General features: G+C 68.4%; 24 protein-coding genes. 13 read left to right on the top strand and 11 right to left on the bottom strand.

Annotated features, from left to right (window positions below):
- Window positions 1–74: 74 nt before the first annotated feature.
- From ACESL5_RS06210 to ACESL5_RS06195, 4 genes are all read right to left on the bottom strand, one after another.
- A complete protein-coding gene (locus ACESL5_RS06210) occupies window positions 75–341 on the bottom strand; it encodes an acylphosphatase (RefSeq protein ID WP_372591911.1) in 267 nt (88 codons plus the stop codon).
- Between the two features lie 44 nt (window positions 342–385).
- On the bottom strand, window positions 386–1,402 hold the full coding sequence (locus ACESL5_RS06205) for a hypothetical protein (RefSeq protein WP_372591910.1): 1,017 nt from the start codon (window positions 1,400–1,402) through the stop codon (window positions 386–388).
- A 112-nt stretch (window positions 1,403–1,514) separates the two neighbouring features.
- Entirely contained in the window at window positions 1,515–1,718 is a 204-nt protein-coding gene (locus ACESL5_RS06200) for a DUF2892 domain-containing protein (protein ID WP_372591909.1), read from the bottom strand.
- A 42-nt stretch (window positions 1,719–1,760) separates the two neighbouring features.
- Window positions 1,761–2,003 carry a hypothetical protein gene (locus ACESL5_RS06195; protein ID WP_372591912.1) on the bottom strand — a complete coding sequence of 81 codons (243 nt, stop codon included), beginning with the start codon at window positions 2,001–2,003 and terminating at the stop codon, window positions 1,761–1,763.
- 363 nt (window positions 2,004–2,366) lie between these two features.
- Here ACESL5_RS06195 and ACESL5_RS06190 point away from each other — a divergent pair, with 363 nt between their 5' ends.
- The 11 genes from ACESL5_RS06190 (at window position 2,367) to ACESL5_RS06140 (ending at window position 14,944) form a co-directional block, all read left to right on the top strand.
- A complete protein-coding gene (locus tag ACESL5_RS06190; protein ID WP_372591908.1) occupies window positions 2,367–3,614 on the top strand; it encodes a lipoprotein-releasing ABC transporter permease subunit in 1,248 nt (415 codons plus the stop codon).
- On the top strand, window positions 3,607–4,305 hold the full coding sequence (locus ACESL5_RS06185; RefSeq protein WP_372591907.1) for an ABC transporter ATP-binding protein: 699 nt from the start codon (window positions 3,607–3,609) through the stop codon (window positions 4,303–4,305). Before ACESL5_RS06190 ends, ACESL5_RS06185 begins: the two co-directional genes overlap by 8 nt.
- Window positions 4,306–4,491: 186 nt before the next feature.
- Window positions 4,492–4,977, top strand: a complete 486-nt coding sequence (locus ACESL5_RS06180; RefSeq protein WP_372591906.1) for a (2Fe-2S)-binding protein — start codon at window positions 4,492–4,494, stop codon at window positions 4,975–4,977.
- Window positions 4,974–7,109 carry a xanthine dehydrogenase family protein molybdopterin-binding subunit gene (locus ACESL5_RS06175; RefSeq protein ID WP_372591905.1) on the top strand — a complete coding sequence of 712 codons (2,136 nt, stop codon included), beginning with the start codon at window positions 4,974–4,976 and terminating at the stop codon, window positions 7,107–7,109. The genes ACESL5_RS06180 and ACESL5_RS06175 overlap by 4 nt, the downstream gene beginning before the upstream one ends.
- Before the next feature lie 3 nt (window positions 7,110–7,112).
- Entirely contained in the window at window positions 7,113–8,111 is a 999-nt protein-coding gene (locus ACESL5_RS06170; protein WP_372591904.1) for an XdhC family protein, read from the top strand.
- Complete coding sequence (locus ACESL5_RS06165) at window positions 8,101–8,712, top strand: NTP transferase domain-containing protein (protein ID WP_372591903.1); 612 nt, start codon at window positions 8,101–8,103, stop codon at window positions 8,710–8,712. The genes ACESL5_RS06170 and ACESL5_RS06165 overlap by 11 nt, the downstream gene beginning before the upstream one ends.
- A gap of 125 nt (window positions 8,713–8,837) precedes the next feature.
- On the top strand, window positions 8,838–10,337 hold the full coding sequence (locus ACESL5_RS06160; protein ID WP_372591902.1) for a glycoside hydrolase 100 family protein: 1,500 nt from the start codon (window positions 8,838–8,840) through the stop codon (window positions 10,335–10,337).
- On the top strand, window positions 10,334–12,538 hold the full coding sequence (locus ACESL5_RS06155) for an HAD family hydrolase (protein ID WP_372591901.1): 2,205 nt from the start codon (window positions 10,334–10,336) through the stop codon (window positions 12,536–12,538). Before ACESL5_RS06160 ends, ACESL5_RS06155 begins: the two co-directional genes overlap by 4 nt.
- Window positions 12,535–13,425 (top strand): HAD-IIB family hydrolase, encoded by an 891-nt coding sequence (locus ACESL5_RS06150; protein ID WP_372591900.1) that lies wholly within the window; start codon window positions 12,535–12,537, stop codon window positions 13,423–13,425. The genes ACESL5_RS06155 and ACESL5_RS06150 overlap by 4 nt, the downstream gene beginning before the upstream one ends.
- Window positions 13,415–14,251, top strand: coding sequence for a zinc-dependent peptidase (locus ACESL5_RS06145; RefSeq protein ID WP_372591899.1), 837 nt, complete (start codon window positions 13,415–13,417; stop codon window positions 14,249–14,251). The genes ACESL5_RS06150 and ACESL5_RS06145 overlap by 11 nt, the downstream gene beginning before the upstream one ends.
- A gap of 192 nt (window positions 14,252–14,443) precedes the next feature.
- A complete protein-coding gene (locus ACESL5_RS06140; RefSeq protein WP_372591898.1) occupies window positions 14,444–14,944 on the top strand; it encodes a bacterioferritin in 501 nt (166 codons plus the stop codon).
- Window positions 14,945–15,040: 96 nt separating this feature from the next.
- Here ACESL5_RS06140 and ACESL5_RS06135 read toward each other — a convergent pair whose 3' ends face one another.
- Both ACESL5_RS06135 and ACESL5_RS06130 read right to left on the bottom strand, forming a co-directional pair.
- Window positions 15,041–15,673 carry an esterase/lipase family protein gene (locus ACESL5_RS06135; protein WP_372591897.1) on the bottom strand — a complete coding sequence of 211 codons (633 nt, stop codon included), beginning with the start codon at window positions 15,671–15,673 and terminating at the stop codon, window positions 15,041–15,043.
- Window positions 15,674–15,681: 8 nt separating this feature from the next.
- On the bottom strand, window positions 15,682–16,383 hold the full coding sequence (locus ACESL5_RS06130) for a VIT1/CCC1 transporter family protein (protein WP_372591896.1): 702 nt from the start codon (window positions 16,381–16,383) through the stop codon (window positions 15,682–15,684).
- Window positions 16,384–16,576: 193 nt separating this feature from the next.
- Here ACESL5_RS06130 and ACESL5_RS06125 point away from each other — a divergent pair, with 193 nt between their 5' ends.
- Together ACESL5_RS06125 and ACESL5_RS06120 are read left to right on the top strand one after the other, a co-directional pair.
- A complete protein-coding gene (locus tag ACESL5_RS06125) occupies window positions 16,577–18,520 on the top strand; it encodes a RelA/SpoT family protein (protein ID WP_372591895.1) in 1,944 nt (647 codons plus the stop codon).
- A gap of 37 nt (window positions 18,521–18,557) precedes the next feature.
- Window positions 18,558–19,745, top strand: coding sequence for a glycosyltransferase (locus tag ACESL5_RS06120; RefSeq protein WP_372591894.1), 1,188 nt, complete (start codon window positions 18,558–18,560; stop codon window positions 19,743–19,745).
- Window positions 19,746–19,769: 24 nt separating this feature from the next.
- Here ACESL5_RS06120 and ACESL5_RS06115 read toward each other — a convergent pair whose 3' ends face one another.
- The 5 genes from ACESL5_RS06115 to ACESL5_RS06095 form a co-directional block, all read right to left on the bottom strand.
- A complete protein-coding gene (locus tag ACESL5_RS06115) occupies window positions 19,770–20,585 on the bottom strand; it encodes a TSUP family transporter (protein WP_372591893.1) in 816 nt (271 codons plus the stop codon).
- Between the two features lie 156 nt (window positions 20,586–20,741).
- Window positions 20,742–21,839 carry a molybdenum ABC transporter ATP-binding protein gene (modC, locus tag ACESL5_RS06110; RefSeq protein WP_372591892.1) on the bottom strand — a complete coding sequence of 366 codons (1,098 nt, stop codon included), beginning with the start codon at window positions 21,837–21,839 and terminating at the stop codon, window positions 20,742–20,744.
- Between the two features lie 4 nt (window positions 21,840–21,843).
- Window positions 21,844–22,536 (bottom strand): molybdate ABC transporter permease subunit, encoded by a 693-nt coding sequence (gene modB / locus ACESL5_RS06105; RefSeq protein WP_372591891.1) that lies wholly within the window; start codon window positions 22,534–22,536, stop codon window positions 21,844–21,846.
- Between the two features lie 120 nt (window positions 22,537–22,656).
- Window positions 22,657–23,433: a molybdate ABC transporter substrate-binding protein gene (gene modA, locus ACESL5_RS06100; protein ID WP_372591890.1), complete on the bottom strand. Its 777-nt coding sequence runs from the start codon at window positions 23,431–23,433 to the stop codon at window positions 22,657–22,659.
- Window positions 23,434–23,532: 99 nt separating this feature from the next.
- The coding region (locus ACESL5_RS06095) for a molybdopterin-binding protein (RefSeq protein WP_372591889.1) at window positions 23,533–24,039 on the bottom strand (507 nt) is incomplete at its 5' end.

Genomic DNA, 24,039 nt, shown 5'->3' with positions numbered 1-24,039 from the left:
GCTTGGCCGGGGTTTTTTGCGTTTCCGGGTAGGTTCCCGTTTCTGGGGAGCGGGGGCGAGTCCCGGGGAAGGCGTCACCGCACCCGGAAGCCGACGTGGCCTTCGGGAGTCTCGGCGGTGCTGACCAGATCATCGACTCGGGCCTGAGGCGGTCCATCCCGCATCTGCTCCAGTACCGCCTCCACGGCAGTCGCTTCGCCTTCCAGCACCGCCTCGACGCGGCCGTCGGGCCGGTTGCGCACCCACCCGGACACCCCGTGATCGAGGGCCGTGCGTCGGGTGAAGTCGCGGAAGAACACCCCCTGGACTCGGCCACTGACAAGTGCTCGTGTCTGGATCATTCCGGAATTCCTCTGTCTGCCTTCTTGACGACGTGTCCCCGGGGTCACGGCTGCCCGGAACGGGCCCCTTCCGGAACCTCCAGTCGCAGCAGGGTGTCGGGTCCGGTGCCCTCGCGGACCACGTAAAGGTGCCGCCCGTCCGCGCTGAAGGCAAGGCCCTCCCATTGATCGATGCGGGGCAGCGATCGCGACGTGACCGGGCGAGTGATCGCCTCGGACCAGTCACTCCGCGCCCCCCGGTGGAAGAAGTACAGCGAGGCATAGGTGAGCACGGCCAGGGTCGACCCGTCCGGGCTCAGGGCCATGCCGGTGGGGCGGTTGGTCTGGCTTCCGGTCAACGGCAGGAGTAGCCAGTTGATCGGATCGGTGGGCTGGAGCCGTGCCATGGTGCCGACCGGGTCGGCGATCTCGACTGGTGCCGATTCAAGGCGTCGACGGTCGGAGAGCCCCGGTTCGTCCGGAAAGGGCTGGCGGGCATCCGCCGGCAGGCTGAACATCCGGGGCGGATCCTCCCGTTTGGTCAGCAGCAGGATGCGGTTCGTCCGTGGATCGAAGACCATCGACTCGGTATCCGCCGGGCCGTCGGGGTAGCGGTAGCGCAGCAGGGCTTCCGGGCTTGCCTCGACTTCCTTCCCCTGCGTGGCGGGCGACGCCTCCGGGATAAACCAGAGGACGTAGTCTGGCCAGCTGGCCCGGTTGTCGCCGGTGTCGGCCACGATCAGCATCTCCCGGTTGTCGATGCGTGCCGCATCGATCGATTCCCAGTCACGCTGGGTCACGCCCTCCAGTCGAAGCTGCACCCGAAGGTCGCCGCTGGGAGATATTCCGAACACGTAGGGAGTGACCCGTTCCATCGAGCCCGGGTCGTTGATGTTGTCGTTGTGGGTCCACAGCAACTCTCCCTCTCGCGTGGAGAGCGCCAGCCCGGACGCCTCGTCGATGACCGCGGGCAGGTCGGTGTTCACGGGCGGCCCTGGTGCGGTCTGCGCGGCAAGCGAACTCCATCCGGGCAGGATTGCCAGGCACAGCCAGGCCAGGGCGCGAGATGTCAGTCGTGGCATCGTGACGGCAGGAGTGAGGGTGGAGGGCAGAGAGAGAAGATTCCGGCCACCGATTGACGGTGGCCGGATCGAGGTGGTCGGGCCGGGGCGTCGCTGACCCCGTGGGGCCAGGTCAGGGCTGGCCGCCGCCCGTCTTGTCGCGAGTGTTCATGCCGATCAGGCGATAGACAGGGCAGAAGTTGAACAGCCCGGTCGCCAGCGGGATGATCCCGATGTAGCCCCACCAGCCGATCACGTTGAAAATGGCCAGGGCGATCAGGAGTGCCCCGACCACGATCCGCAGCCACTTGTCGACCATTCCGACATTGGGTGTCATGAGTCACTTCCTCGATGTGTGTGTTCGCAGGAAGTGTAGTCGCTATTCGGGACGTTTCAGGTGTTCCACCCGGTGGATGGCGATGTCGCGCTCGAAGAAGATGCTGAAGTCGGCGTAATCCCAGCGCGTGATCGGCGGCTTGGGGTGCTCGCCCGTCGCGGGTACCGGGGCGTGGCGACGCTCCGGCTCGCCGAAGCGGGAGGCCACCTGCGACTGCGTCATTCCGTGGACGGAAACCTTGGCCTCGCCGGATTCGGCCGAGGCCGGCGCGGCGGAAAACGCCATGGCCAGCCCCAGCAGCAGGGCCGCGAGCGGACGGGAGAATTGGGCGAACGGGTTCATGAGAGGCTCCTTTTCTTGCACTTGATGACTCGGTCCCTGATGCCTTTCGAGGGCGCGCGGCGGCTGCGGGTTCCGCCGTGGCGTTGTCCTGCCGCGACACTCGGACGCATCCGAATGGTCGCGAACCGCCTGCCGGGGCGCCTCTCCGGGATATTGCGCTAGTCTGCGTCACGGCAGCCCCGGCTGCAAGCGTCCGGCCCGGAACCACCCGTCACGGATCCCGTCGAACGCCGGGACAGCCGGGGCAGGGCGTATTAGACTGCGCCGCATATTCAACGTGATCGAATCGACAGTACAGGGGTCTGGATGAGGCGGACATTCGAATGGATGATCGGGCTGCGCTACACGCGGGCCAAGCGACGCAACCGGTTCGTGTCGTTCATATCGGCAACCTCGATCATCGGTATCACGCTCGGCGTGACCGCCCTGATCGTGGTCATCTCGGTGATGAACGGCTTCCAGGACGAGCTGCGCGAGCGCATCCTGGGCATGACTGCCCACGTCACGGTTACCGAGCGTGGCGGTGCGCTGGCCGACTGGGAGACGGTCACCGAGCGCGTTGAGGCCAACCCGGCCGTGCAGGCGGTCGCGCCCTACGTGCAGGCCGAGGGCATGTTGTCGGCCGAGGATGAGGTTTCCGGGGCGATCGTGCGCGGGATCGAGCCGGGCCTGGAAACCCCTGTCACCGACATCGGGGCCCACATGCAGCAGGGCGGGCTGGACTCGCTGGAGGCGGGTGGATTCGGTATTGTGCTGGGCTCGGCGCTGGCGCGCTCGCTGGGCGTCGAGGTCGGGGACCGGCTGATGCTGATCAGTGCCGACGTCGCCATCACGCCCGTCGGGGGCATGTTGCGCCAGCGGCGCTTCACCGTGGTGGGCATCTTCGAGGTGGGCATGTACGAGTACGACCGCGGCACGGCCATGGTCCACATGGCCGATGCCCAGGCGCTGTTCCGTACCGGCGGGCGGGTGTCGGGGCTGCGTCTCAAGCTCGACGACATCTTCGCCGCCCCGGCGGTGGCCCGCGAACTCGACCGGGAACTCGGCTATCCCTACGGCGCGCAGGACTGGACGCAGTCGAACGCCAATTTCTTCCGTGCCATCCAGATCGAGCGGACGGTGATGTTCATCATCCTGTCGCTGATCGTGGCGGTGGCCGCCTTCAACATCGTCTCCACGCTGGTGATGCTGGTCACCGACAAGCAGGGCGACATCGCCATCCTGCGCACGCTGGGCGCCAGTCCGGCGTCGATCATGACCATCTTCATCATCACCGGCGTGTTCATCGGCCTGATCGGGACCGCCGTCGGGGTGGCCGTGGGCGTGCTGATCGCCGAGAACATCGACGTGATCGTGCCCTGGATCGAGGGGCTGGCCGGCACGCAGTTCATGCCGGCGGATGTCTACTACATCAGCGAGGTGCCCTCGCGCCTGGACTGGTCGGACGTCGGCCTGATCGGACTGATGGCCTTCGCCCTGTCCTTCCTCGCGACGCTCTATCCGGCATGGCGGGCATCGCGCGTACAACCGGCACAGGCACTGCGTTATGAATGATTCACGACAGGACGAGGCGCGGGCGGTACTCGAGGCTCGCGGGCTCAAGCGCCGCTACCGTGAGGGTAACCTCGATGTCGATGTCCTGCGCGGCATCGACCTGACGATCGCCCCCGGGGAGCGCGTGGCCATCGTCGGCGCGTCGGGCACCGGCAAGTCGACCCTGCTGTCCCTGCTGGCGGGGCTGGACCAGCCCACCGATGGCGAGGTCTGGCTGGCCGGCCAGCGGTTCTCGCGACTGGGCGAGCGTCGGCGGGGGCTGCTGCGGAACCGGCACCTGGGCTTCGTCTACCAGGCCCACCACCTGTTGCCCGAGTTCTCCGCGCTGACCAACGTCGCCATGCCGCTCATCATCCGGCGGCTGCCGCGTGACGAGGCCGAACAGCGGGCCGCGGCACTGCTCGAGCGACTGGGGCTGCCGCATCGATTGCAGCACCGGCCGGGCGAGCTATCCGGCGGGGAACGCCAGCGCGTCGCCATCGCCCGGGCTCTGGCCTGTCGGCCGAACGTGGTGCTTGCCGATGAGCCCACGGGCAACCTCGATACCAGGAATTCCGAGGCGGTGTTCGAGGCCATGCTTGAACTCAACCGGGAGATCGGCGCGGCCATCGTGCTGGTCACCCACGACCTCGATCTCGCCGCGCGCATGGACCGCACCCTGCACATCGTCGACGGGCTGATCACCGACTGATCGTCCGAGCCCCCTTTTCCCAATGGATAGTCGCGGGTGGCCGTCCCGGCCCCGCCGCCGGCGGAGCCGCTGTGTTTGACTGAACATATTGCGGCTGCGGCCTGAGCGTCTAGTCTCCATGCACTGTCGACACCGCGCCCCGCTCGGGGCGAATCCCGAACATTGCAACCGGACAGGAGAGACGCCGTGGCAAGAATCACCATTAACGGGCGACCCGTGACCCTGGAGGTCGCCGATGACATGCCCCTGCTCTGGGCCATTCGCGATTACGTTGGACTGAACGGTACCAAGTTCGGCTGCGGTGCCGGGCTGTGCGGAGCTTGCACCGTCCACGTCGACGGACGGGCCACGCGCTCCTGCGTCACCCCGGTCTCGGCAGTCGACGGCAGCGAGGTCACCACCATCGAGGGTCTCTCCTCGGCCGGCGATCATCCGGTGCAGCTTGCCTGGGTCGCCGAGGATGCCCCGCAGTGCGGCTACTGCCAGTCCGGGCAGATCATGCAGGCCGCGGCGCTGCTTGCCGACACCCCTGATCCGACCGACGAGGAAATCGACGAGGCGATGAAGGGCAACCTCTGTCGTTGCGGCACCTACAACCAGATCCGCGCGGCCATCCGGCACGCGGCACGGGCCCGGACGGCCGGCACCGACGGCGAGGAGGTTTCGGCATGATCACGCGTAGACAGTTTCTCAAGGTTTCGGCGGCCGCGGGCGGCGGCCTGCTGGTCGGTTTCCGTCTGGGTGCGCCCGAGTCGGCCATGGCGGCCGAGGGTTCCTCGAATGGCACCGACGCCGTGCTCGAGCCCAACGCCTGGGTGGAGATGCATGCCGACGGCCGCAATGTCCTGACCATCTCCGGCTCGGAGATGGGGCAGGGGGCGATGACGGTGATCCCGATGATGATCGCCGAGGAGCTCGACCTGCCCTGGGCGGACTTCGACACCCGCTTCGCCCCGGCCGACGAGGTCTACGCCAACCCGGCCCTCGGCGGGCAGCTCACCGGCGGCAGCGCGACCGTGCGCGGCTTCTACAACCAGCTGCGCGAGGTGGGTGCGGCCACCCGCGAGATGCTGATGCAGGCGGCAGCCAATCGCTGGGACGTGCCCCTCTCCGAGCTGCGCACCGAACCAGGCGTCGTGATCCATACGGCGACCGGGCGCATGGCGGAATACCGCACGCTGGTCGCCGACGCGGCGAAGCTCGAGCCGCCCGAGGAGGTCTTCACCAAGGACCGCGAGGAATTCCGCATCATCGGGAAGCCGACCCGGCGGCTGGACTCGCCGCAGAAGGTCAACGGCCAGGCCGGCTTCGGCATCGATGCCCGCCCGGACAACCTGCTGGTGGCGAGCATCGAGCGTTGCCCGGTGTTCGGCGGCAAGCTCCGGTCCGTCGACGCCGGGAAGGCGCGCGACGCGGCCAACGTCGAGGAGGTGGTCGAGCTCGACCATGGCGTGGCGGTGCTGGCACGAGACTGGTGGAGTGCCGACCAGGCGAGAAAGACGCTGTCGGTCGAGTGGGACGAGGGCGAACACGCCGGCCTCGACGACGAGGCGATCGAGACGCAGTTCCGCGAGGGGCTGAAAACAAACGCCCGGCCGGCGCGCACCGAGGGCCGCGGGGCCGAGGCGCTGGGCGATGACGAGAGCACCGTTTCGGCGACGTACCGGGTGCCCTACCTCGCCCACACCACCATGGAGCCGATGAACGCCACGGCCTCGGTGGGTGACGACGAGGTGACTGTCTGGGCCCCCACCCAGGCGCCTGGGTCCGTGCAGCAGGTGGCCGCCGAGGTCGCGGGTGTCGATCCCGCCAAGGTCACGGTACACACCACTTTCCTCGGCGGTGGCTTCGGCCGGCGTTTCGAGACCGACTTCGTCCGAGAGGCGGTCGAACTGTCCAAGCGCGCCGGGCGTCCGGTCAAGGTGATCTGGTCGCGCCCGGACGACGTGCGCCACGATTTCTACCGCCCTGCGGCCTACAACGAACTGTCCGCCACGCTCGGCGACGATGGCCTGCCACAGACCTGGGTGCATCGCATCGCCGGTCCGTCGATCTGGTCGCGAGTCGCGCCGGGCATGGTCAAGGACGGCATCGATCCGGCCGCGGTCGAGGGGGCGGCCGACCACCCGTACGCCATCGAGAACATCGAGGTAACCTACGCGAACGTCGACCCGGGCATCCCGGTCGGTTTCTGGCGCTCGGTGGGCCATTCGCAGAATGCCTGGATCGTCGAGTCGTTCCTGGACGAACTGGCTCACAAGGCCGGGACCGATCCCGTCGAGTACCGCAAGAAGCTCCTCGAGGGCGGCGACTCGCGCCATCTCGGGGTGCTCGAACGGGCCGCCGAGATGGCCGACTGGGGCGGCGAAGTGCCGGAAGGGCGTGCGCGGGGCGTGGCGCTGGCCAAGTCTTTCGGCAGCTACTGTGCCCAGGTGGCCGAGGTCTCCGTCGAGGACGGTCGGCCGAGAGTGCACAAGGTCTGGTGCGCGATTGACTGCGGCATCGCGGTCAACCCGGCGGGTGTGGAGCGTCAGGTGCACTCCTCGATCGCCTACGGGCTGACGGCCGCGCTGTCGGGCAAGATCACCATCAAGGACGGCCGCGTCCAGGAGCAGAACTTCAACGACTACCCGGCACTGACCATCGACCAGATGCCCGAGGTCGAGGTGGCCATCGTCGATTCCGGCCAGCCGCCGGGCGGCGTGGGCGAGCCGGGACTGCCGCCGCTGGCCCCGGCCGTGGTCAATGCCCTGGCCGCGCTCACCGGCGAGCGGGTGCGTCGCCTGCCCATCGACCTGGGCTGACCCATGGATGGTCCCGACGATACCGTCGCCGCCCTCCGGCTGGCCGTCGATGGCCTGGCCGCGGGGCGCGAGGTGGTTCTGGCGACCGTGCTCACGACCTTTGGTTCGTCGCCCCGCCCGCCGGGCTCGCTGTGGACGATCGTCGACCCGGGTGATGCACGGCCGACCATGCGTGGTTCGGTCTCGGGCGGTTGCGTGGAAGACGACCTGCTCGACTGGTTGCGCCGGCCTGGCATGGCGTCCGGTCGACCCGTACGGCGCCGCTACGACGGCAGTACCCACCCGGGCCTGCCCTGTGGCGGCATGCTGGAGGTGCTGGTGGAGTGGCCGAGCGATCCGGCCGCCCTGCGGCCCGCGCTGGCGGCGATCGAGCGGCGTCGGGGGATCTGGCGCGAGCTCGATCTGGCCAGTGGTGCCGTCGACTGGCACGAGCCGACGGCCTCGATGGCTGAGGTCCCGGTCCAGCGCGACGATCGACTTTGGCTGCCGTTCGGCCCGGCCTGGCGCCTGCTGGTCTTCGGTGCCGGTCCCGTCGGGGAACATCTCGCCCGGCAGGGTCTGGCCCTGGGATTCGAGGTGACCGTCTGCGACCCGCGACCCGCCGCGCGGCTGGCGGTGCCCGGCGTGTCGTTGGACAGCCGGGCACCGGAGCGCGTGATCGCCGAGCATTGCCCGGATGCCCGCACGGCGGTCGTCGCCGTGGCCCACGACCCGCGCATCGACGACCTGGCGCTCATGGACGCGCTGGACTCGCCGGCCTTCCATGTCGCCGCGATGGGATCGCGCCGGACCAGTGCGGCACGGCGCGCCCGCCTGGCCGAGCTAGGCGTGGACACCCGTCGGCTGTGCGCGCCGGCCGGCCTCGACATCGGTTCGCACACGCCGGCGGAGATCGCCGTGTCGATCGCCGCCGAGTTGGTGGCGGCGCGACATGTTGCCCGTCAGGCCGCCTCGTCCGAAGTGGCGAATCGATCCGCTGCCGCTCGGGCCGATGACGCCTGACCGGTCGGGTCCGGTCGGGGTGATCCTCGCCGCCGGCCGTTCCCGTCGCTTTGGTCGAGACAAGCGCTGGGCGGACTGCCGCGGACGGTACCTGCTCGCGCATGCCGTGGACGTGGCGACGGCGGTCTGCCCGCGCGTGCTGCTGGTGGTTGACCGCCGGCACCCGCGGCTGGATGAACTGCCGGGCCGGACCTCCCTCGAGGTGCTGGTCTGTCCGGACTCGGCGGCCGGGCTGTGGGCCAGCCGCTGCTGCGCGCTGAATCATCTCGCCGCCGGAGCGGACCACCCCTCCGGGGTGCTGTTCTTCCTCGGAGACATGCCGGACCTGCAGCCAGTGGAGGCGGCCCGGGTGGCGGCGCGTATGCTGGAAACCGACTGTCCGGCCCGGCCGGTGCATTCCGGGCAGCCGGGGCATCCGGTCGCCTTCCCCGGGCGTCTGCTCGGGGCACTGCACGCGGCGCGTGGCAGGGGCATGCGGGAGTGCTTCGCCTCACACGGCGGCCTGCTGCTCGAATGCGCGGACCCGTCCGTGATCCGGGACGTGGATCGACCGGAGGATCTCATCCCTCCGGCCGGGACGGTGGACACTCCTCGGGGTTGAAAGACGGTCCCGCGGTCCCTACGCACGAGTTGTGCTAGTTTTTTGATAACCCCGTCGGCCACGGTCGGCCGGTTTCCGCTCCATGTCTGGCCCATCGCCCAGCGACCTCTACCGAAGGACCCCGGATGAACGAGCGTCCGTCAACGAGTCGTGCCACCGAGCCGCTGCACGCCACGCGGCACTGTTTCGCCGCGCCGCGGTTTGCCGACGAGTCGGTGGTGCTGGCGGATGCCTACCGGCTGCTCGACGACGCGGTGATCCGCTACCAGGGTCATCCGGTCGGCACCATGGCCAGTCTCGACCCCCGCGCACCGGCGGACAACTACCGCGACTGTTTCGTGCGCGACTTCGTCTCGACCGCCTTCCTGATGCTGCTCGAAGGCCGTTCGGAAGTGGTGCGCGAGTTTCTCGCCCTGATCCTGCGCATGCGGGGGCAGCAGGAGGAACTCGAGGGTCAGCAGATCGCACCGGGTGTCCTGCCGGCCTCGTTCCGGGTGGTCACCCTGGACGATGGCAGCGAGGAGTTGTCGGCGGACTTCGGCGACCGGGCCATCGGCCGGGTCGCGCCGGTAGACTCGATGATGTGGTGGACGGTGCTTCTGCGCGCCTACGTGCGCTTCACCGGCGATACGGCCTTTGCCCACACACCGGAAGTCCAGCGTGGGCTGCGCATGATCCTGAGCCTCTGCCTGCAGAGCCGCTTCGAGGTCTTTCCCACCCTGCTCGTGCCCGACGGCTCGTTCATGATCGACCGGCGAATGGGCGTCTTCGGCCATCCACTGGAGATCCAGGCGCTGTTCGACATGACGTTGCGTGCCGCCGACCTGCTGACCGTCGACGAGGGCAGCCACTGGCTGATCGACCTGGCCGCCACCCGCCGACAGGTGCTGCGGGACTACGTGCGGCGCTACTACTGGCTGGACCTCGACGTTCTCAACGAGGTGCACCGGTTCTCGACCGAGAAGTTCGGCCACGACATCGACAACGTCTTCAACATCTACCCGGAATCCATTCCCGACTGGGTGCCCGACTGGGTGCCGGACAATGGCGGCTATTTCGTCGGCAATCTCGGACCGGGGCGGATCGACTTCCGTTTCTTCTCCCAGGGCAATTTCCTGGCTTCGCTCTCGGGGCTGGCCACGCGCGAGCAGAGTCGCCTGCAGATGCAGACCATGGCCGACCGCTGGGACGACCTGATCGGCCAGATGCCGGTCAAGCTGGTCTACCCGGCGGTGACCGGCTCGGAATGGCGACTGATGACGGGGTCCGATCCCAAGAACACGCCCTGGTCGTACCACAACGGGGGTAACTGGCCGGTGCTGATCTGGCCGATGGTGGCGGCGGCGCAGGTGGCCGGCCGGCAGGATCTGGGCGAGCGGGCCTACCGGGTGGCCGAACAGCGGCTGATGAAGGACGGCTGGCCCGAATACTACGACGGCCGCCACGGCCGTCTGATCGGGCGGCGTGCCAACCTCCACCAGGTATGGAGCGCCACCGGGCTGCTGCTGGCACGGCACCTGCTGGAAGATCCCGGCCGGCTGGCCCAGCTGGCACTGACCGAGGACGAGGACAGCGCGCCGAGGAGCGGCCGTGGTCAAGGGGAACGCGGGGGCGGACGAGCATGAACAAGACCGGATCGAGCGGACAGGACGGACTCTACATCTGCCTGATCAGCGTGCACGGACTGATCCGCGGCGAGGATCTCGAGCTGGGCCGGGATGCCGATACCGGCGGCCAGACGCTGTATGTCGTCGAGCTGGCCCGCGCGCTGGCCCGTCGCCCGGAGGTCGGCCGGGTGGACCTGTTCACCCGGCGCGTGATCGACGAGCGCGTGGACGACGACTACGCCCGGCCCGAGGAGGACCTGGGTGACAACGCCCACATCATCCGCATCGATGCCGGGCCGGAGGAATACCTGCCCAAGGAGCGGCTCTGGGACTATCTCAACTGCTTCGTCGACGGGGCGCTCGCCCACATCGGCGAGCACGGCCTGCGCCCCTCGCTGGTGCACAGTCACTATGCCGACGCCGGCTATGTCGGCGTGCGGCTGGCTCACAACCTGGGCGTGCCGCTGATCCACACCGGCCATTCGCTCGGGCGGGTCAAGCGCCGGCGACTGCTGGCCCGTGGCGAGAGCAGCGAGACCATCGAGACCACCTATGCCATGTCGACGCGCATCCGCGCCGAGGAGGAGGTGCTGCTGGCGGCGGATCTCGTGGTGGTGAGCACCGGCCAGGAGATCGACGAGCAGTACGGCATGTACGACTGGGCGGACGAGGACAAGATGGCGGTGATCCCGCCGGGCGTGAACCTCGAGCGCTTCACGCCGCCGCCCGAGACCTTCGCCCCACCCATCTGCAGTGAGCTCAGACGCTTCCTGCGCGAGCCGCGGCGACCGATGATCCTGGCAATGTCCCGCCCGGACGAGCGCAAGAACATCGCCACACTCATCGAGGCCTACGGCGAACACCCGGAGCTGCGCGAGCAGGCCAATCTGGTCATCGTGGCCGGCAACCGCGACGATATCCGCGACATGGACGCCGGCCCGCGCAAGGTGCTCACCGACCTGCTGCTCCTGATCGATTACTACGATCTCTACGGCATGGTCGCCTATCCCCGTCACCATCAGTCCGCCGACGTTCCCGACTTCTATCGCCTGGTCACTCACACTGGCGGGGTGTTCATCAATCCCGCGCTTACCGAGCCCTTCGGCCTGACGCTGATCGAGGCGGCTGCGGCCGGCGCGCCCATCCTCGCCACGGAGGATGGTGGCCCGCGGGACATCATCGCGGCCTGCGAGAACGGAGAGCTGATCGATCCGCTCGACGCACGGCAGATCGGCGAACGGCTGGCGGCCGTGATCGACGATGCCGAGCGCTGGCAGCGGTATTCGGAGAACGGCATCCGGCTCGTGCGCGAGCATTACTCCTGGGGGGCGCATGTCGAGGCCTATCTGCGCCATGTCGCCGAACTCCAGGAGGCGGAGCGCCACGCGGCGACACGGCCGCTTCTGCCCGATCATATGCTGGTGCAGGTCGACCGGGCACTGGTGGTCGAACTGGCCGCCCTCGGGGGCGCCACCGACCGACCCATGCGCCAACGACTCATCCAGGAGTTGCGCAGGCGGCGGCGCCAGGTCGGCTTCGGCGTGGTCTCCGACCGACCGCGGCGCGAGGTGCTCGCCGCTCTCAAGGAGCTCGAGATCCCCACCCCGGACGTGCTGATCACGCGTGGTGGCACCCAGATCCACTACGGCCCGCGCCTGTCGCGCGACGAAGGCTGGAGCCGGCATATCGGCTATGCCTGGCAACCCGACCGGGTCTACAACCTGCTGGCGCAGACGCCGGGCATCGAGCTTCGCTCCCGGGCGGTGCAGGGCGTGCATGCGGTGCACGCCTACATCGCCGAAACTGATGCCTTCCCCGGGATCGAGACGCTGGAGAACGAACTGCATGCCCTGGACATTCATGCCCGCATCGCGCGGCTGAGCCGGAACGAACTGCTGGCGATGCCGGTGCGCGCCTCGAAGGGCTTCGCCCTGCGCTACTTCGCCACGCAGTGGGGCATCCCGCTCGATCACCTGCTGGTGGCCGGCGGCGTGGCCACCGACGACGACATGCTCCGGGGCAACCCGCTCGGCGCGGTGGTTTCGCCCGACGGCGGCGAACAGCTCCCGGGACTCAAGGGGCTCGACCGCGTGGTCTTCACGCGGTCGCACGGGCCGGCCGGTGTTCTCGAGGCGATCGGGCACTACGACTTCTTCGATACCTGCAGCCTGCCCGGGGACCGTGGGGCCGCGACCGAGGATGCGGGAGGTGACCGATGAGCGAGATCGCGCCCATCCTGCTTTGCAGCGACCTGGACCGCACGCTGACTCCCACTGGCCGGGCCGAGGAGTCGCCCGATGCGCGGCTCCGGCTGGCGCGTTTCTGCGCGCACCCGGCGGTGCAGCTGGTGCTCGTCTCGGGACGGGACCTGCAACGGGTGCTCGACGCGGTCGACGAGTGGTCGTTGCCCCAGCCGGACTACATCATCGGCGATGTGGGCACGACTATCTATGCCCCGCGCTCCCGCGCAGGGGGTGGTGACGGCGACTGGGCGCACTGGCGGGACTGGACCGACGAGATCGCGCCGAGCTGGAACGGCCTGACCCACGACGACATCAGCCACCTGTTCGCCGACATCACCGCCATCCGGTCACAGGAGCCGGAGAAGCAGGGCACCTTCAAGGCGAGCTACTACGTCGACGGGGCGGTCAACCGGGACGTGCTGGATGCCGAGCTGCACGGTCGGCTTTGGCACAACGGCATCGATGCTCGCCTGGTCTGGTCGCAGGACGATTCCGCCGACGTGATGCAGCTTGACGTGCTGCCCACCAGCGCGAGCACGCTGCACGCCATGGAGTTTCTGATCTCGCACCTTGAATTCGACGAACGTCGCGCCCTGTTTGCCGGCGACTCGGACAACGACCTTCTGGCGCTGGGGAGCCACATCAACGGCGTGCTGGTGGCCAACGCCGAACCGTCGGTCAGGGAGCGGGCGTGGCGCATGGTGGAGGCCGGTGCGCTGGAAGATACCCTGTACCTGGCCCGGGGCGGACTGTTCGGCATGAACGGCAACTATGCCGCCGGCGTGCTGGAGGGCATGGCCCATTTCCTCCCGGAGACCCGCGACCTGATGGTCCTGCCGCAGGAGCAGCGAGGTGGGGCGTGACGAGATATCCGATGCTACGCCGCGGGCGGGCCGGCCGTTGAGCGTGCTGCGCTGGCTGGCCGGACTGTTGCCGGGAGGCGGAGCAGCCAACGGCCGGGAGATCGTCGTCCCGGAAGATCTCTGGCGCGATGTGTGCCGCGATCAGCCGGAACTGGTCGGTCTCGGGGACGAAGCGCTGCGGCGGCTGCGGCAGCTGGCCGGACGGTTCCTGGCCGGTCGCCCCTTCTATGGCGGAGGGGAGTTCCGGCTCGATGACGCCAGACAGCTGCGCATTGCCACGCTGGCGGCCCTGCCCGTGCTCGAGCTGGGGCTGGACTGGCTCGACGGCATTCGTTCCGTGGTGGTCTATGCGGATGCCTTCCACGTCGATCACGAGGAGGTCGACGAGGACGGAGTCGTCCATCACGTCCGCGACCTGCGGGCCGGCGAGGCCTGGGAGCACGGCACGCTGGTGCTTTCCTGGGCCGACATCGAGGCCGGGCTGGATCCCGGCTACGCCACCAGCGTCGTGGTCCACGAGGTGGCGCATTTCATCGATGGGGTCAACGGAGCGGAAAACGGCTTTCCGCCCCTGCCGAAGGGGTACGACCGGGCGTGCTGGACCCGTGACTTCCAGGCCGCCTTCGATCGGCTCAACGACGAGATCGATGCCGCTGTCGAGCCCTCGATCGACCCCTACGCCGCCACCAACCCGGCGGAGTTCTTCGCCGTGCTCAGCGAATACTTCTTCCGCCTGCCCGGGGAGCTGCGCCATTTCGATGCCGCCCTCTATCGGCACCTCGCGGCGTTCTACCGGCAGGATCCTCTCGCCCGTCAGGCGGCGTGAGGCGGTCGATACCTCCGAATTCGGCTGGCAAATTCCGTCCTACCGACTAAGGTCTTCCGCAGGCCTCGGGCGAAAGACCCGACCCGCGCATGGCGGATGGCGATGCCCCGTTGCCGGCGATAAACCGGCGGGCAGAGGCGGTCCGCTCGAGGCACCCGTACCACTCACGTTCCCACAGGAGGGCAACGACCCATGTGTGCAGCCAAGGCAAAGAAAGGCGAGAAGACACTCAAGAACTTGCAGCAGGCGCTGTCGATGGAGCTGACCGCCACCCACCAGTACCTGCTGCACGCGCACGTGCTGGAGGACTGGGGTCTCGACAGGCTCGCGACGAAGATGCAGGGTGAGGTGCAGGAAGAGCTGGGCCATGCCAGCAAGTTCATCGACCGCATGCTGTTCCTCGACGGCGACCCGGTGGTCAGCGAGGCCAAGTCCGCCAAGCGGTCCAAGTCGCTGGCCGACATGTTCAATGCGGACCTGAAGGAGGAGCTCGCCTCGATCGAGTTCTACGGACAGGCAGCCGCCGAGGCCGGCGAGGAAGGCGACGTGGGCACGCGCCACCTTTTCGAGGAAATTCTCATGGACGAGGAAGGGCACGCCGACTGGCTCAAGCGACAGCTCGAGTTGATCGAGCGCATGGGTGAGCAGAACTTTTTCGCCGCCTACCACACGCCGCACACCGGCGAGGAGTGAACCCGGTCCCGGCGCGAGCCGGGAGGGTCATCCACGGGGCCGATCCTGAGGGGTCGGCCCTTTTGTTTTGGTGGGTGTGAGAGCGGGTGGATCTGGTCAGTCGGCCCCGGTCGGCTGCAGGAAGGCAATTGCCTCGTCGGCGACCCGCCGCGAGAGCAGCATGCCGAAATGGTTGACCGGCAGCGACCGGTGTTCGGCCAGGGCCGGGTCTCGGGTCTCCGTGACCGCCACCGTGCCGTCGCTGGGGCCGGACAGGGTTCGGGGAATCAGCCGCCCGGGCCCGATGGGGCGGGTGCCGGCGATCATCAGCGTTCGCGGGGCCCGCCATGCGGGCACGTCGCCGGACAGCCCTCGCTCCAGGCTGCCGTTCAGCGTCCATCGACCGATGAGCGTGTCGCCCACCCGACGCGCCACGACGCTGCCGGCTAGGGGCGAGCCGAGCAGGACGATTCGGTCGGTCTGCTCGAGCCGGTCCGGGTGCCGGTCGAACAGGTGGGCGAGCACCAGCCCGCCGAGGCTGTGGGCGACGAAGTGCACCGCCCCGAGCTCCTCGAGCCACTCGTCGAGGCGGTCGGCATCGCGTGGAAGGGGCGCGCGGGTCGGATAGCCGAAATGCCGGACGTGGAAGCCCGCGCGCTTGAGCCGGTGGCCGAGCGGGAGCATTGCCCAGCGTCCCATCCACAGGCCGTGGAGCAGGACGACGGTCTGTCGCCGGTTGCCGGTCGCCACCGTGACGGTCAGGCCAGCGTGGCGATCAGCCAGCCGACCAGCGCAGTGACGCCCATGGTCGCCGCGCCCCAGAGAACGGTGCGAAAGCCACCGGTCAGCATCGACGCCCCCCCGGTGCGGGAGCTCAGGCTGCCGAGGACGGCGAGCGCGAGCAGCGTGAGCGGGAAGATGAACAGGGCCATGCTGCCGGCCGGGGCGAGCAGGGCGACCAGCAGGGGCAGTGCAGCGCCCGCGGCGAAGGCTGCACCCAGCGGGATGGCGGCGAGCAGGGGGCGGGTGTCGGTGATCTGGTGCAGGCCCATTTCCTCGCGGGCATGCGCCCCGAGTGCGTCGTGCGCCATCATCTGTCGGGCGACGCGTTCGGCGGTTTCCGGGTCGACGCCGCGGCTGACGTAGATGTCGCGCAACTCGGCGAGTTCGTGCTCGAAGTTGATCTCCAGTTCGTGCGCCTCCATCTCCAGATCCGCCTGCTCGGTGTCCTGACGCAGGCGCAGGGCGACGTGCTGGCCGGCGGCCAGGGCGAGCGTCCCGGCCACGAGGGCGATGACGCCGGTCAACAGCACGGTGTTGGCGGCGCCACTGGCCATCAGCCCCGCGATCAGGCTGGAGACGGCGACCAGCCCAGCGATCGCGCCGAGCACGCTTGCCCTCAGGCGGCGATAGCGGTTGAGACGGTGGTGTTCGCCGTGGAGATCGATCGTCTTTTCCATGGGGGACGGGTCCTTTTGCGCCCCGGCCGCCGGGCCGGGGTGATAATGTTGTGGCCAGACAGTCATGATACTGCCATGCCGGCGGTGACAACCCAACGACAGGAGCTTCCCGGAACGCCCGCAGGGCGGGAATGGCAGTCGGCCGTGCCGGCTCGCGCCGCCCATCCGGGGGCGCGGAGTGCCTGGAGCGATCATGCAGCACCCACTGGACGAACCTACCGACAGCCTCTGCCGCACGCTGCGCAGGACCCTGACCGAGGCCGATGACGCCGGCCGGGCCCCGGGCATCGAGCGCCTGTGCCTCGAGATCGGGGAGACCGAGCAGCCCCCGGAGGGCTTGCCGGCCGTCGGCCGGCCCTGCGGCCCCCGCGTGGCCGTCGCCCTGGCGGACATCCACGCCGACCTCGCCACGCTGATCGCGGCCCTGCTGGCCGATCGTGGCGTGGCCGACCGGCGGGATGAACTGCTCGACCGCATGGAACTGGACGAGCCAGGACGGCAGACGGTCGGGGCCCTGCTGGGCGCGATCGACCGGCTGCGCGAATGGGAGGCTCGTTTCCCCGAGGGGCTGGGCGAGCAACAGCACGAGTACTGGCGCCGGCTGTTGCTCGGCGGTGCCGGCGATGCGCGGGCGGTGCTCGTCGACCTCGTCTACCGGCTCGAGGGCATGCGGGCACTGGATCGCGAGCCGGATCCGGCCCGTCGGCATCGCTATGCGGCGATGACTCTGGCCGTGCATGCGCCCATCGCCCACCGGCTGGGTCTGGGGCAGATCAAGTGGGAGCTGGAGGATCTTTCCTTCCGCCACCTCGAGCCGCGCACCTACAGCGAGATCGCCCGCCTGCTCGACGAGCGCCGCGCCAACCGGGAGGCCTACCTGGCCGCGGTCGAGGCGAAGCTCGAGCGGGCCCTGGCCGACGCCGATATCCGGGCGGAGGTCTACGGTCGTCCGAAGCACATCTACAGTATCTGGGGAAAGATGCGCAGGAAGCGGCTGTCCTTCGAGGGACTGTTCGACGTGCGTGCGCTGCGCGTGCAGGTCGACACGGTGACCGACTGCTATGCGGCACTGTCGGTGGTCCACGACCTCTTTGAGCCGATCGAGAGCGAGTACGACGACTACATCGCCCGGCCCAAGCCCAACGGCTACCAGTCGCTGCACACGGCGGTGCGCGCGGACGAGGGCAAGGTGGTCGAGATACAGATCCGCACCGAGCGCATGCACGCCTTCGCCGAGTTCGGGGTGGCGGCCCACTGGCGCTACAAGGCCGGAGGGGCGGGTGGCTCCAATCCGTTCGACATCGAGGTCGAGTCGCTGCGCGAAGGCCTTTCCCGGGGCGAGATCCGCCCGCTGGAGGCCCCGACGGTTCATGCCTTCACGCCCAACGGGGAACTGGTGGAACTGCCCGCCGGCGCGACCGTGCTGGATTTCGCCTACCGTATCCACACGCATCTGGGGCATCGCTGCCGCGGGGCGAAGATCAACGGCCAGATCGCGCCGCTGAAGACCGAGGTACGCAACGGCGACACCGTCGAGGTGCTCACGCAGAAGGAGGCGGCACCGAGCCGCGAGTGGGGTCAGGCGAACACGGGCTTCCTGCGTTCGGCCAGCTCGCGGGGGAAGGTGCGAGCCTGGTTCGCGCAGTTCGATCGTGAGGATGCGCGCGAACGGGGCCGGGTGATCTGCGAACGGCTGTTCCGGCGCTTCACCATGGGTGCCGTCGCTCGGCGCCGTCTGCTCGCCGCGCTGGGCATGAGTACCGAGGAGCAGCTGTTCCTCGCCGTGGGAAGGCACCGTATCGCTCCCGAGACCCTGCAGGCCGCCGCCCGCGGGCAGCTGGGTGAGGGGCGCGACGTCTCCGCCCGTCCACCGGCTCAGGGTGCCGAGGGAGAAACGGCATTCGCGCCTACCCGGGCCAGTCTGGTGATCGAGAACCAGTCCATCGACGGGCTGAAGGTCACGCCGGCCAAGTGCTGCAATCCGCAGCCCGGCGAGCGCGTGATGGCGTTTCTCAGTCGCTCTCAGGGCTACAAGCTGCACCGGCCCGACTGCCGCAACCTCGCCCACCTGGCTCGTGTGCATCCCGACCGAGTGCTGCCGGTGGAGTGGCCGGACAACCGGAAGGGCCAGGGCTGACAGCAAACCGTCATGTTTTCCCGCTAGCGTTGCCGGGATGAACACGTCATCCCACACTCCGCTGCATATTGCCGACGTCACCATGTTCTGGGGCCCCGCCTCGGGCGGGGTGCGTCGTTACCTCGAGGCCAAGCACGCCCACATCGGCGGGCGGGACGATTGCCGCCACAGCCTGCTGGTGCCAGACGCCCGGGCCGCCTGTCGCCGGCAGGACGGCCAGACCATCTGTCACCTGCCGGCCCGGCGTTTGCCGGCCGGCGACGGTTATCGTTTTCCGCTGCGTCCCGGCCCTTGGCGAAATGCGCTGGTGTCGCTGGCGCCGGACATCATCGAGGCGGGGGATCCCTATGTCACCGCACATGCCGCGCTGGCGGCCGGGCGCGCGCTCGGCGTGCCCACGGTCGCCTTCTTCCATTCGGACCTTTCGCGCCTGCTTGCCCTGCGGTTCGGCGAGTGGGTCCGGGCGCTGTCCTCGCGGTACCTAGCCGAGCTCTATGGTCGCTTCGACTGGGTTCTGGCGCCGAGCGAGGTGATGGCGGCACAGCTCGACGACCTGGGGGTGCGGCATGTCTCGGTGCAGCGCCTGGGCGTGGATACCGATGTATTCCGCCCGACGCGACGTGGTCCGACCGTGCGCAGCGCCATCCGCGTGCCATCGGATGCGCGGTTGCTGGTCTTCGCCGGGCGCAACACCCGAGAGAAGCACGTCGACCAGCTGCTGGAATGCCTCGACCGGCTGGGCGACGCGTACTACCTGCTGCTGATCGGCGCGAACATGCCCGACAACGGTCATCCGCGGCTTCGAGTGGTGGGCTACGTCGCCGACGAGGAGACGCTTGCCATGTATCTGGCGTCCGCCGATGCACTGCTGCACGCCGGTGATGCCGAGACCTTCGGCCTGGTGATTCTGGAGGCGATGGCCTGCGGCTTGCCCGTGGTGGGCGTGCATGCCGGGGCCACCCCGGAACTGGTGGACGAGGAAGTCGGGCAGCTCGCGCTGCGGGCGACGGGCGAGGCGCTGGCCGAGGCTGTCACTGCGCTGTTCGAGCGTGACTGGCAGGCCGCCGGCGCCGCCGCGCGCCGGCGGGCGGTGCGACACTACGGATGGGAGCCGCAGCTCGACTGGCAGATCGCCCGGATGGAACAACTTTGCCGCGAGGGTCGGATCAGCGACGACAGCAGACCGCTGCCCGGGTCGACGGGGGAGATTTCCCTATCGGCCTGAGTCGAGGCGTTTCGTGCCGCCTGGTTAGTTTCGGCGGGCGTCCCCGAAGGCCTTCCAGGCGGAAAGCAGCAGGATGCCGGCGAGCAGCACGATCAGCCAGTCCGGCGCGACCAGCCCGATTGCCAGTCCCCCGGCGACCGCGCCGGCCGCGGACCCCAGCCCCATACCGGTGAACAGGTTCCGCTCCCGGCCGAGCACCGTGAACGCATCGGCTCCCGCGTAGCGCAGCATGCCGACGAGCATGGTCGGCAGCGAGATTGCCAGTGATAGTGACCCCGCCAGACGGATGTCCACGCCGTAGAGAAGCGTGATGGTGGGGATCAGGAGCTCTCCGCCGGCCACGCCGAGGAAGGCGGCGATCGCGCCGATGCCCAGCCCGGCGAAGAATCCGGCGACCCAGCGGACGGTGCCATCGTCCAGCATCGGTTCGGCGGTCGGGCCGGGATTAGCGAGGTGCTGGACGATCATCAGGGCCGCCAGGCCGACCAGCAGGCTGAAAACCACGTAGTCGAGGGTTTTCGCGTTCATGCGGATGGCCGATCCGGCCGCGAGCCAGGCGCCGATCAGGCTGCCGGCGAGCAGGTTGATCGCGATGGGCCAGTACTCGAACAGCTCGGTCGGCAGGATGGTGACGCTGCGCGCGATCAGGGCGACCGTGACCACGATCAGGCTCATCGCCTTGTTGAAGATCACAGCCTCGAGGGTCTCGAGATGGAAGACCCCCTTGAGCACCGGCAGGCGGAACTCCGCCCCGCCCAGGCCGATCAGCCCGCCCAGTGCGCCGATCGCGCCGCCGGCGACAAAGCCGCCGACCGCGCGTTTGCCTGAATGATGGCTCATCTTCCTTGTCGTCTCCCGTGTTTCAAGGCATGTTCGGCGGCGACTCTCGCCGAGCCAATCGAAGAGTGCGCCCCCCTTGCGTTCTGGCTCCGTTTCGCTGTCGTCGGTAGTTTCTAACGGTTGCCGAATCCTTCGGGCTTGGTTGAAATTTGCCCGCTACCGCAACAACGCCGCGCTCTTGACCAGTGCGGTCACGGCCTGGCCGGTGTCGAGTCCCATGTCGGCCACGGCGCGGTCGGTGACCTCGCTGACCAGGCGTTGGCCGTCGGGCAGGGTGAGGAACACCGCCTGGCGACCGGGCCCGGAGGGATCGATCCGCTCGATCCGTGCCGGGAGCTGGTTCTGCATGGAGATGTTGTCGAGCCGTTCCCGGGCCAGTGCCACGTCGTCGGCCCGGACCCGCAAACGGCGCGGTCCGTGTTCGAGGGTGGCGCCGTCGGCTCCGATCTGGAAGGTCACCGGCTGCCCGTCTTCCGCCTGTGGCGTGGTGACGAAGTGCAGCCGGTGCGGGTTGCCGTCGACGTGCTCCACGTGCCCGTCGAGCGAGGCGACCGGGCCTTCCTCGGTGAACAGCGGGGAGTCGACCCGGCCGAGTGCCTCCTTGAGTGTCTCGACCCGCTCGACACCGCCGTCGGCCATGAACACCACCCGGTCGGCGAGTCGTTCTACCTCCGCCGGCGCGTGGGTGATCATCACCGTGGGGATGCCGAAGTCGCGGATGACCGACTCGAACAGGTCGAGCAGTTCGGCCTTGGCGCGCCAGTCGAGCGCTGCCAGCGGTTCGTCCATCATCAGCACCCGCGGTCGGCCGATCAGTGCCCGGGCGATGGCGATGCGCTGGCGTTCGCCGCCGGAGAGGTTGCCCACCGCCCGGTCGAGCAGCGGACCGATGCCGGTCCGTTCGATGATCTGGTCGCGATCGATCGCCGCCCCGCGGTCATCTGGTGCGCGCCTGGCGGCGAAGTCGAGATTGCCGCGCACCGTGCGGTGGGCGAGCAGGGCGGCGTGCTGAAAGACCATGCCGATGTCGCGCTGCTCGGCTGGCAGGCCGCGCCGGCCGTCCTGCCAGATCTCGTCGTGGAAGCGCAGCTGGCCGCGGGTGTGCCGGTCCAGGCCGGCCATGGCTCGCAGCAACGTGCTCTTGCCCGAGCCCGAGCGGCCGAACAGGGCGGTCACCCCGTCCGAGTCGAAGGCGAAGTCGCCGGAAGCCATCCGGAATTCGCCGACCGTCAATGTCAGATTGCCTTCGAACATGTTCCTACCCCAGTCGTGCCGAGAAGCGGCGATTGATCAGGTACACGCCCATCAGAACGGCGAAGGAGAAAATCACCATCACCGCCGAGAGCAGATGGGCCTGGGCGTACTCGAACGATTCGACGTGGTCGAAGATCGCGATCGAGACCATGCGCGTCTGACCTTCTATATTGCCGCCGACCATCAGCACCACGCCGAACTCGCCCACGGTGTGGGCGAAGGTGAGCACCGAGCCCACCAGCAGCCCCTGGCGTGAAAGCGGCAGGATCACGGTGAAGAACCGGTCGAGAAAGCCCGCCCGCATCAGTCGGGCGGCATCCAGCACCTCCTCGGAGAGCCCCTGGAAGGCCGACATCATCGGCTGGACCATGAACGGCAGCGAGAACAGCACCGAGCCGATCACCAGTCCGGCGAAGTTGAAGGTCAACTGACCCTCGAAGCCGAACACCCCCAGGAACTCGGTCAGCGGACCGTTGGGGTTCATGGTGATGATCAGGTAGAAGCCCAGCACCGTCGGTGGCAACACCAGCGGCAACGAGACCAGGGCCTCGAATACCACTCGCCAGCGAGAGCGCATGCGGGAAAGCCCCCAGGCGATGGGTACGCCGATGAGCAGGAGCACGATGGTGGTCACCGCCGCGACCTGCAGGGTCAGCCAGATGGGGTGGGTGTCGAGCGGGATGCCGAACAGGGTCATTGTCTGCGTTCCGGTTCTCGGTTACTCGGCCTCTCCCAAAAGCCCCTTGCGGAAAAATGCGCGACCCGTGAGTCATTCAAGGGGGCGTGCCGGAGGCTGCGGGAGAGAGTTGGAGAGAGGTCAGGGCGTGTTGTAGCCGTACTTCTCGATGATCGCCGCACCCCGATCACTGCGGACGAAGGCGAGGAACTCGTCGACCACCTCGGGATGTTCGCTGCGGGTCAGCGCCGCCGCACCCTGCTCGATGGGGTCGTAGTCTCCGGCCGGCGGCATCCAGACGTGGCCCTTGTCCTTGACCGGGCTTTCAGGATCCCGCAGCTGTGAGAGGGCGACGAAACCCAGCTGGGCGTTGCCGGTGGTGACGAACTGGAAGGTCTGCGTGATGCTCTCGCCGGTGGCGATCTTCCCGTCCTCACGATAGCGCTGATAGAGGTCACGCTTTTCCAGCACCTGCTTGGCGGCCAGTCCGTAGGGAGCGGCCTTGGGGTTGGCCGAGGCCATATGGCGGAAGTCGGCCTCGGCGAGGATCTCCTCGGCGCGCTCATCGACGGGCAGGTTCAGGCTGAACAGGGCCAGTTGTCCCCGGGCATAGACGAAGAAATCCCGCGCCTCGCCCGAGTCGACCAGGATCTGCGGACGCTTGGTGTCGGCGGAGAAATAGGCGTCGAAAGGCGCGCCGTTCTGGATCTGGGCGAGCAGCTTTCCCGAGGGGCCGAAGGAAAGCCGCACGTCGTGGCCGGTTGCCTCCTCCCAGGCCGCGCCGATCTCCTCGGCCGCCTTGGTGAAGTTCGCGGCGACGGCCACGGTGATGGTCGCCGCCTGGGCCGTTGCGGTGGCCAGCAGGCTGCCACCCAGCAGGGCGGCGGCCAGCGACGTCTTCAGGGGCTTCTTGAGCATGATTGCCTCCTTGATCGGGCTCTCGATAGGTTGTCGGGTATATCTTGGGTGGCCAAGGAAAGGCGGGCTTTCGGCCCGCCTGTCGCCGGCGTCGGCTGTTCAGTCGTCCACGCCGAGGATCACGTGACTCGCCTTGACCTGGGCGCAGGCCTTGCCGCCTTCGCGCAGCCCCAGGGACTTGACGCTGTCGTTGGTGACCACGGCGGTCAGCCGCGCGCCGCCCGGCAGGGCGAGTACCACTTCGCTGTTGACCGCTCCCGTCTCGATGCGGGCGATTTCACCGCAGAGATGGTTGCGTGCAGAGGTGCGGCTGGCGGCGTCGGCGAGGATCACGAAGCTGGCCTTGATCAGGGCATGCACGGCGCTGCCCTCGGTCAGCCCCATTTCGTCAGCGCTGTGCCGGGTGATCACCGCCACCAGGTCGTCGCCGCCATGGAGTTCGACGATGACTTCGCTGTTGACCGGGCCGTGGGTGATCGCCTTCACCCGGCCGGCGAGGTGGTTCCTTGCGCTCGTCTTCATGTTGATCCGTCTCAATAGGTCGAGTTGATCCGTCAGTTGGTCGCGCTCGAACAGGGCCAGCAGTTCCTGCTGCATCCCGTTCAG

The organism is Guyparkeria sp. (assembly GCF_041687595.1).
Lineage (GTDB): Bacteria > Pseudomonadota > Gammaproteobacteria > Halothiobacillales > Halothiobacillaceae > Guyparkeria.
Note: the sequence above shows the minus strand (reverse complement) of the source record. Positions and strands in the feature narration are given on the sequence as shown.

Bases quoted from the DNA above. Each gene is read 5' to 3' on its own strand.
- ACESL5_RS06210 (WP_372591911.1), bottom strand. From the start codon at position 341: ATGATCCAGACACGAGCACTTGTCAGTGGCCGAGTCCAGGGGGTGTTC.
- ACESL5_RS06205 (WP_372591910.1), bottom strand. From the start codon at position 1,402: ATGCCACGACTGACATCTCGCGCCCTGGCCTGGCTGTGCCTGGCAATC.
- ACESL5_RS06200 (WP_372591909.1), bottom strand. From the start codon at position 1,718: ATGACACCCAATGTCGGAATGGTCGACAAGTGGCTGCGGATCGTGGTC.
- ACESL5_RS06195 (WP_372591912.1), bottom strand. From the start codon at position 2,003: ATGGCGTTTTCCGCCGCGCCGGCCTCGGCCGAATCCGGCGAGGCCAAG.
- ACESL5_RS06190 (WP_372591908.1), top strand. From the start codon at position 2,367: ATGAGGCGGACATTCGAATGGATGATCGGGCTGCGCTACACGCGGGCC.
- ACESL5_RS06185 (WP_372591907.1), top strand. From the start codon at position 3,607: ATGAATGATTCACGACAGGACGAGGCGCGGGCGGTACTCGAGGCTCGC.
- ACESL5_RS06175 (WP_372591905.1), top strand. From the start codon at position 4,974: ATGATCACGCGTAGACAGTTTCTCAAGGTTTCGGCGGCCGCGGGCGGC.
- ACESL5_RS06170 (WP_372591904.1), top strand. From the start codon at position 7,113: ATGGATGGTCCCGACGATACCGTCGCCGCCCTCCGGCTGGCCGTCGAT.
- ACESL5_RS06165 (WP_372591903.1), top strand. From the start codon at position 8,101: ATGACGCCTGACCGGTCGGGTCCGGTCGGGGTGATCCTCGCCGCCGGC.
- ACESL5_RS06160 (WP_372591902.1), top strand. From the start codon at position 8,838: ATGAACGAGCGTCCGTCAACGAGTCGTGCCACCGAGCCGCTGCACGCC.
- ACESL5_RS06155 (WP_372591901.1), top strand. From the start codon at position 10,334: ATGAACAAGACCGGATCGAGCGGACAGGACGGACTCTACATCTGCCTG.
- ACESL5_RS06150 (WP_372591900.1), top strand. From the start codon at position 12,535: ATGAGCGAGATCGCGCCCATCCTGCTTTGCAGCGACCTGGACCGCACG.
- ACESL5_RS06140 (WP_372591898.1), top strand. From the start codon at position 14,444: ATGTGTGCAGCCAAGGCAAAGAAAGGCGAGAAGACACTCAAGAACTTG.
- ACESL5_RS06130 (WP_372591896.1), bottom strand. From the start codon at position 16,383: ATGGAAAAGACGATCGATCTCCACGGCGAACACCACCGTCTCAACCGC.
- ACESL5_RS06125 (WP_372591895.1), top strand. From the start codon at position 16,577: ATGCAGCACCCACTGGACGAACCTACCGACAGCCTCTGCCGCACGCTG.
- ACESL5_RS06120 (WP_372591894.1), top strand. From the start codon at position 18,558: ATGAACACGTCATCCCACACTCCGCTGCATATTGCCGACGTCACCATG.
- ACESL5_RS06115 (WP_372591893.1), bottom strand. From the start codon at position 20,585: ATGAGCCATCATTCAGGCAAACGCGCGGTCGGCGGCTTTGTCGCCGGC.
- modC (WP_372591892.1), bottom strand. From the start codon at position 21,839: ATGTTCGAAGGCAATCTGACATTGACGGTCGGCGAATTCCGGATGGCT.
- modB (WP_372591891.1), bottom strand. From the start codon at position 22,536: ATGACCCTGTTCGGCATCCCGCTCGACACCCACCCCATCTGGCTGACC.
- modA (WP_372591890.1), bottom strand. From the start codon at position 23,433: ATGCTCAAGAAGCCCCTGAAGACGTCGCTGGCCGCCGCCCTGCTGGGT.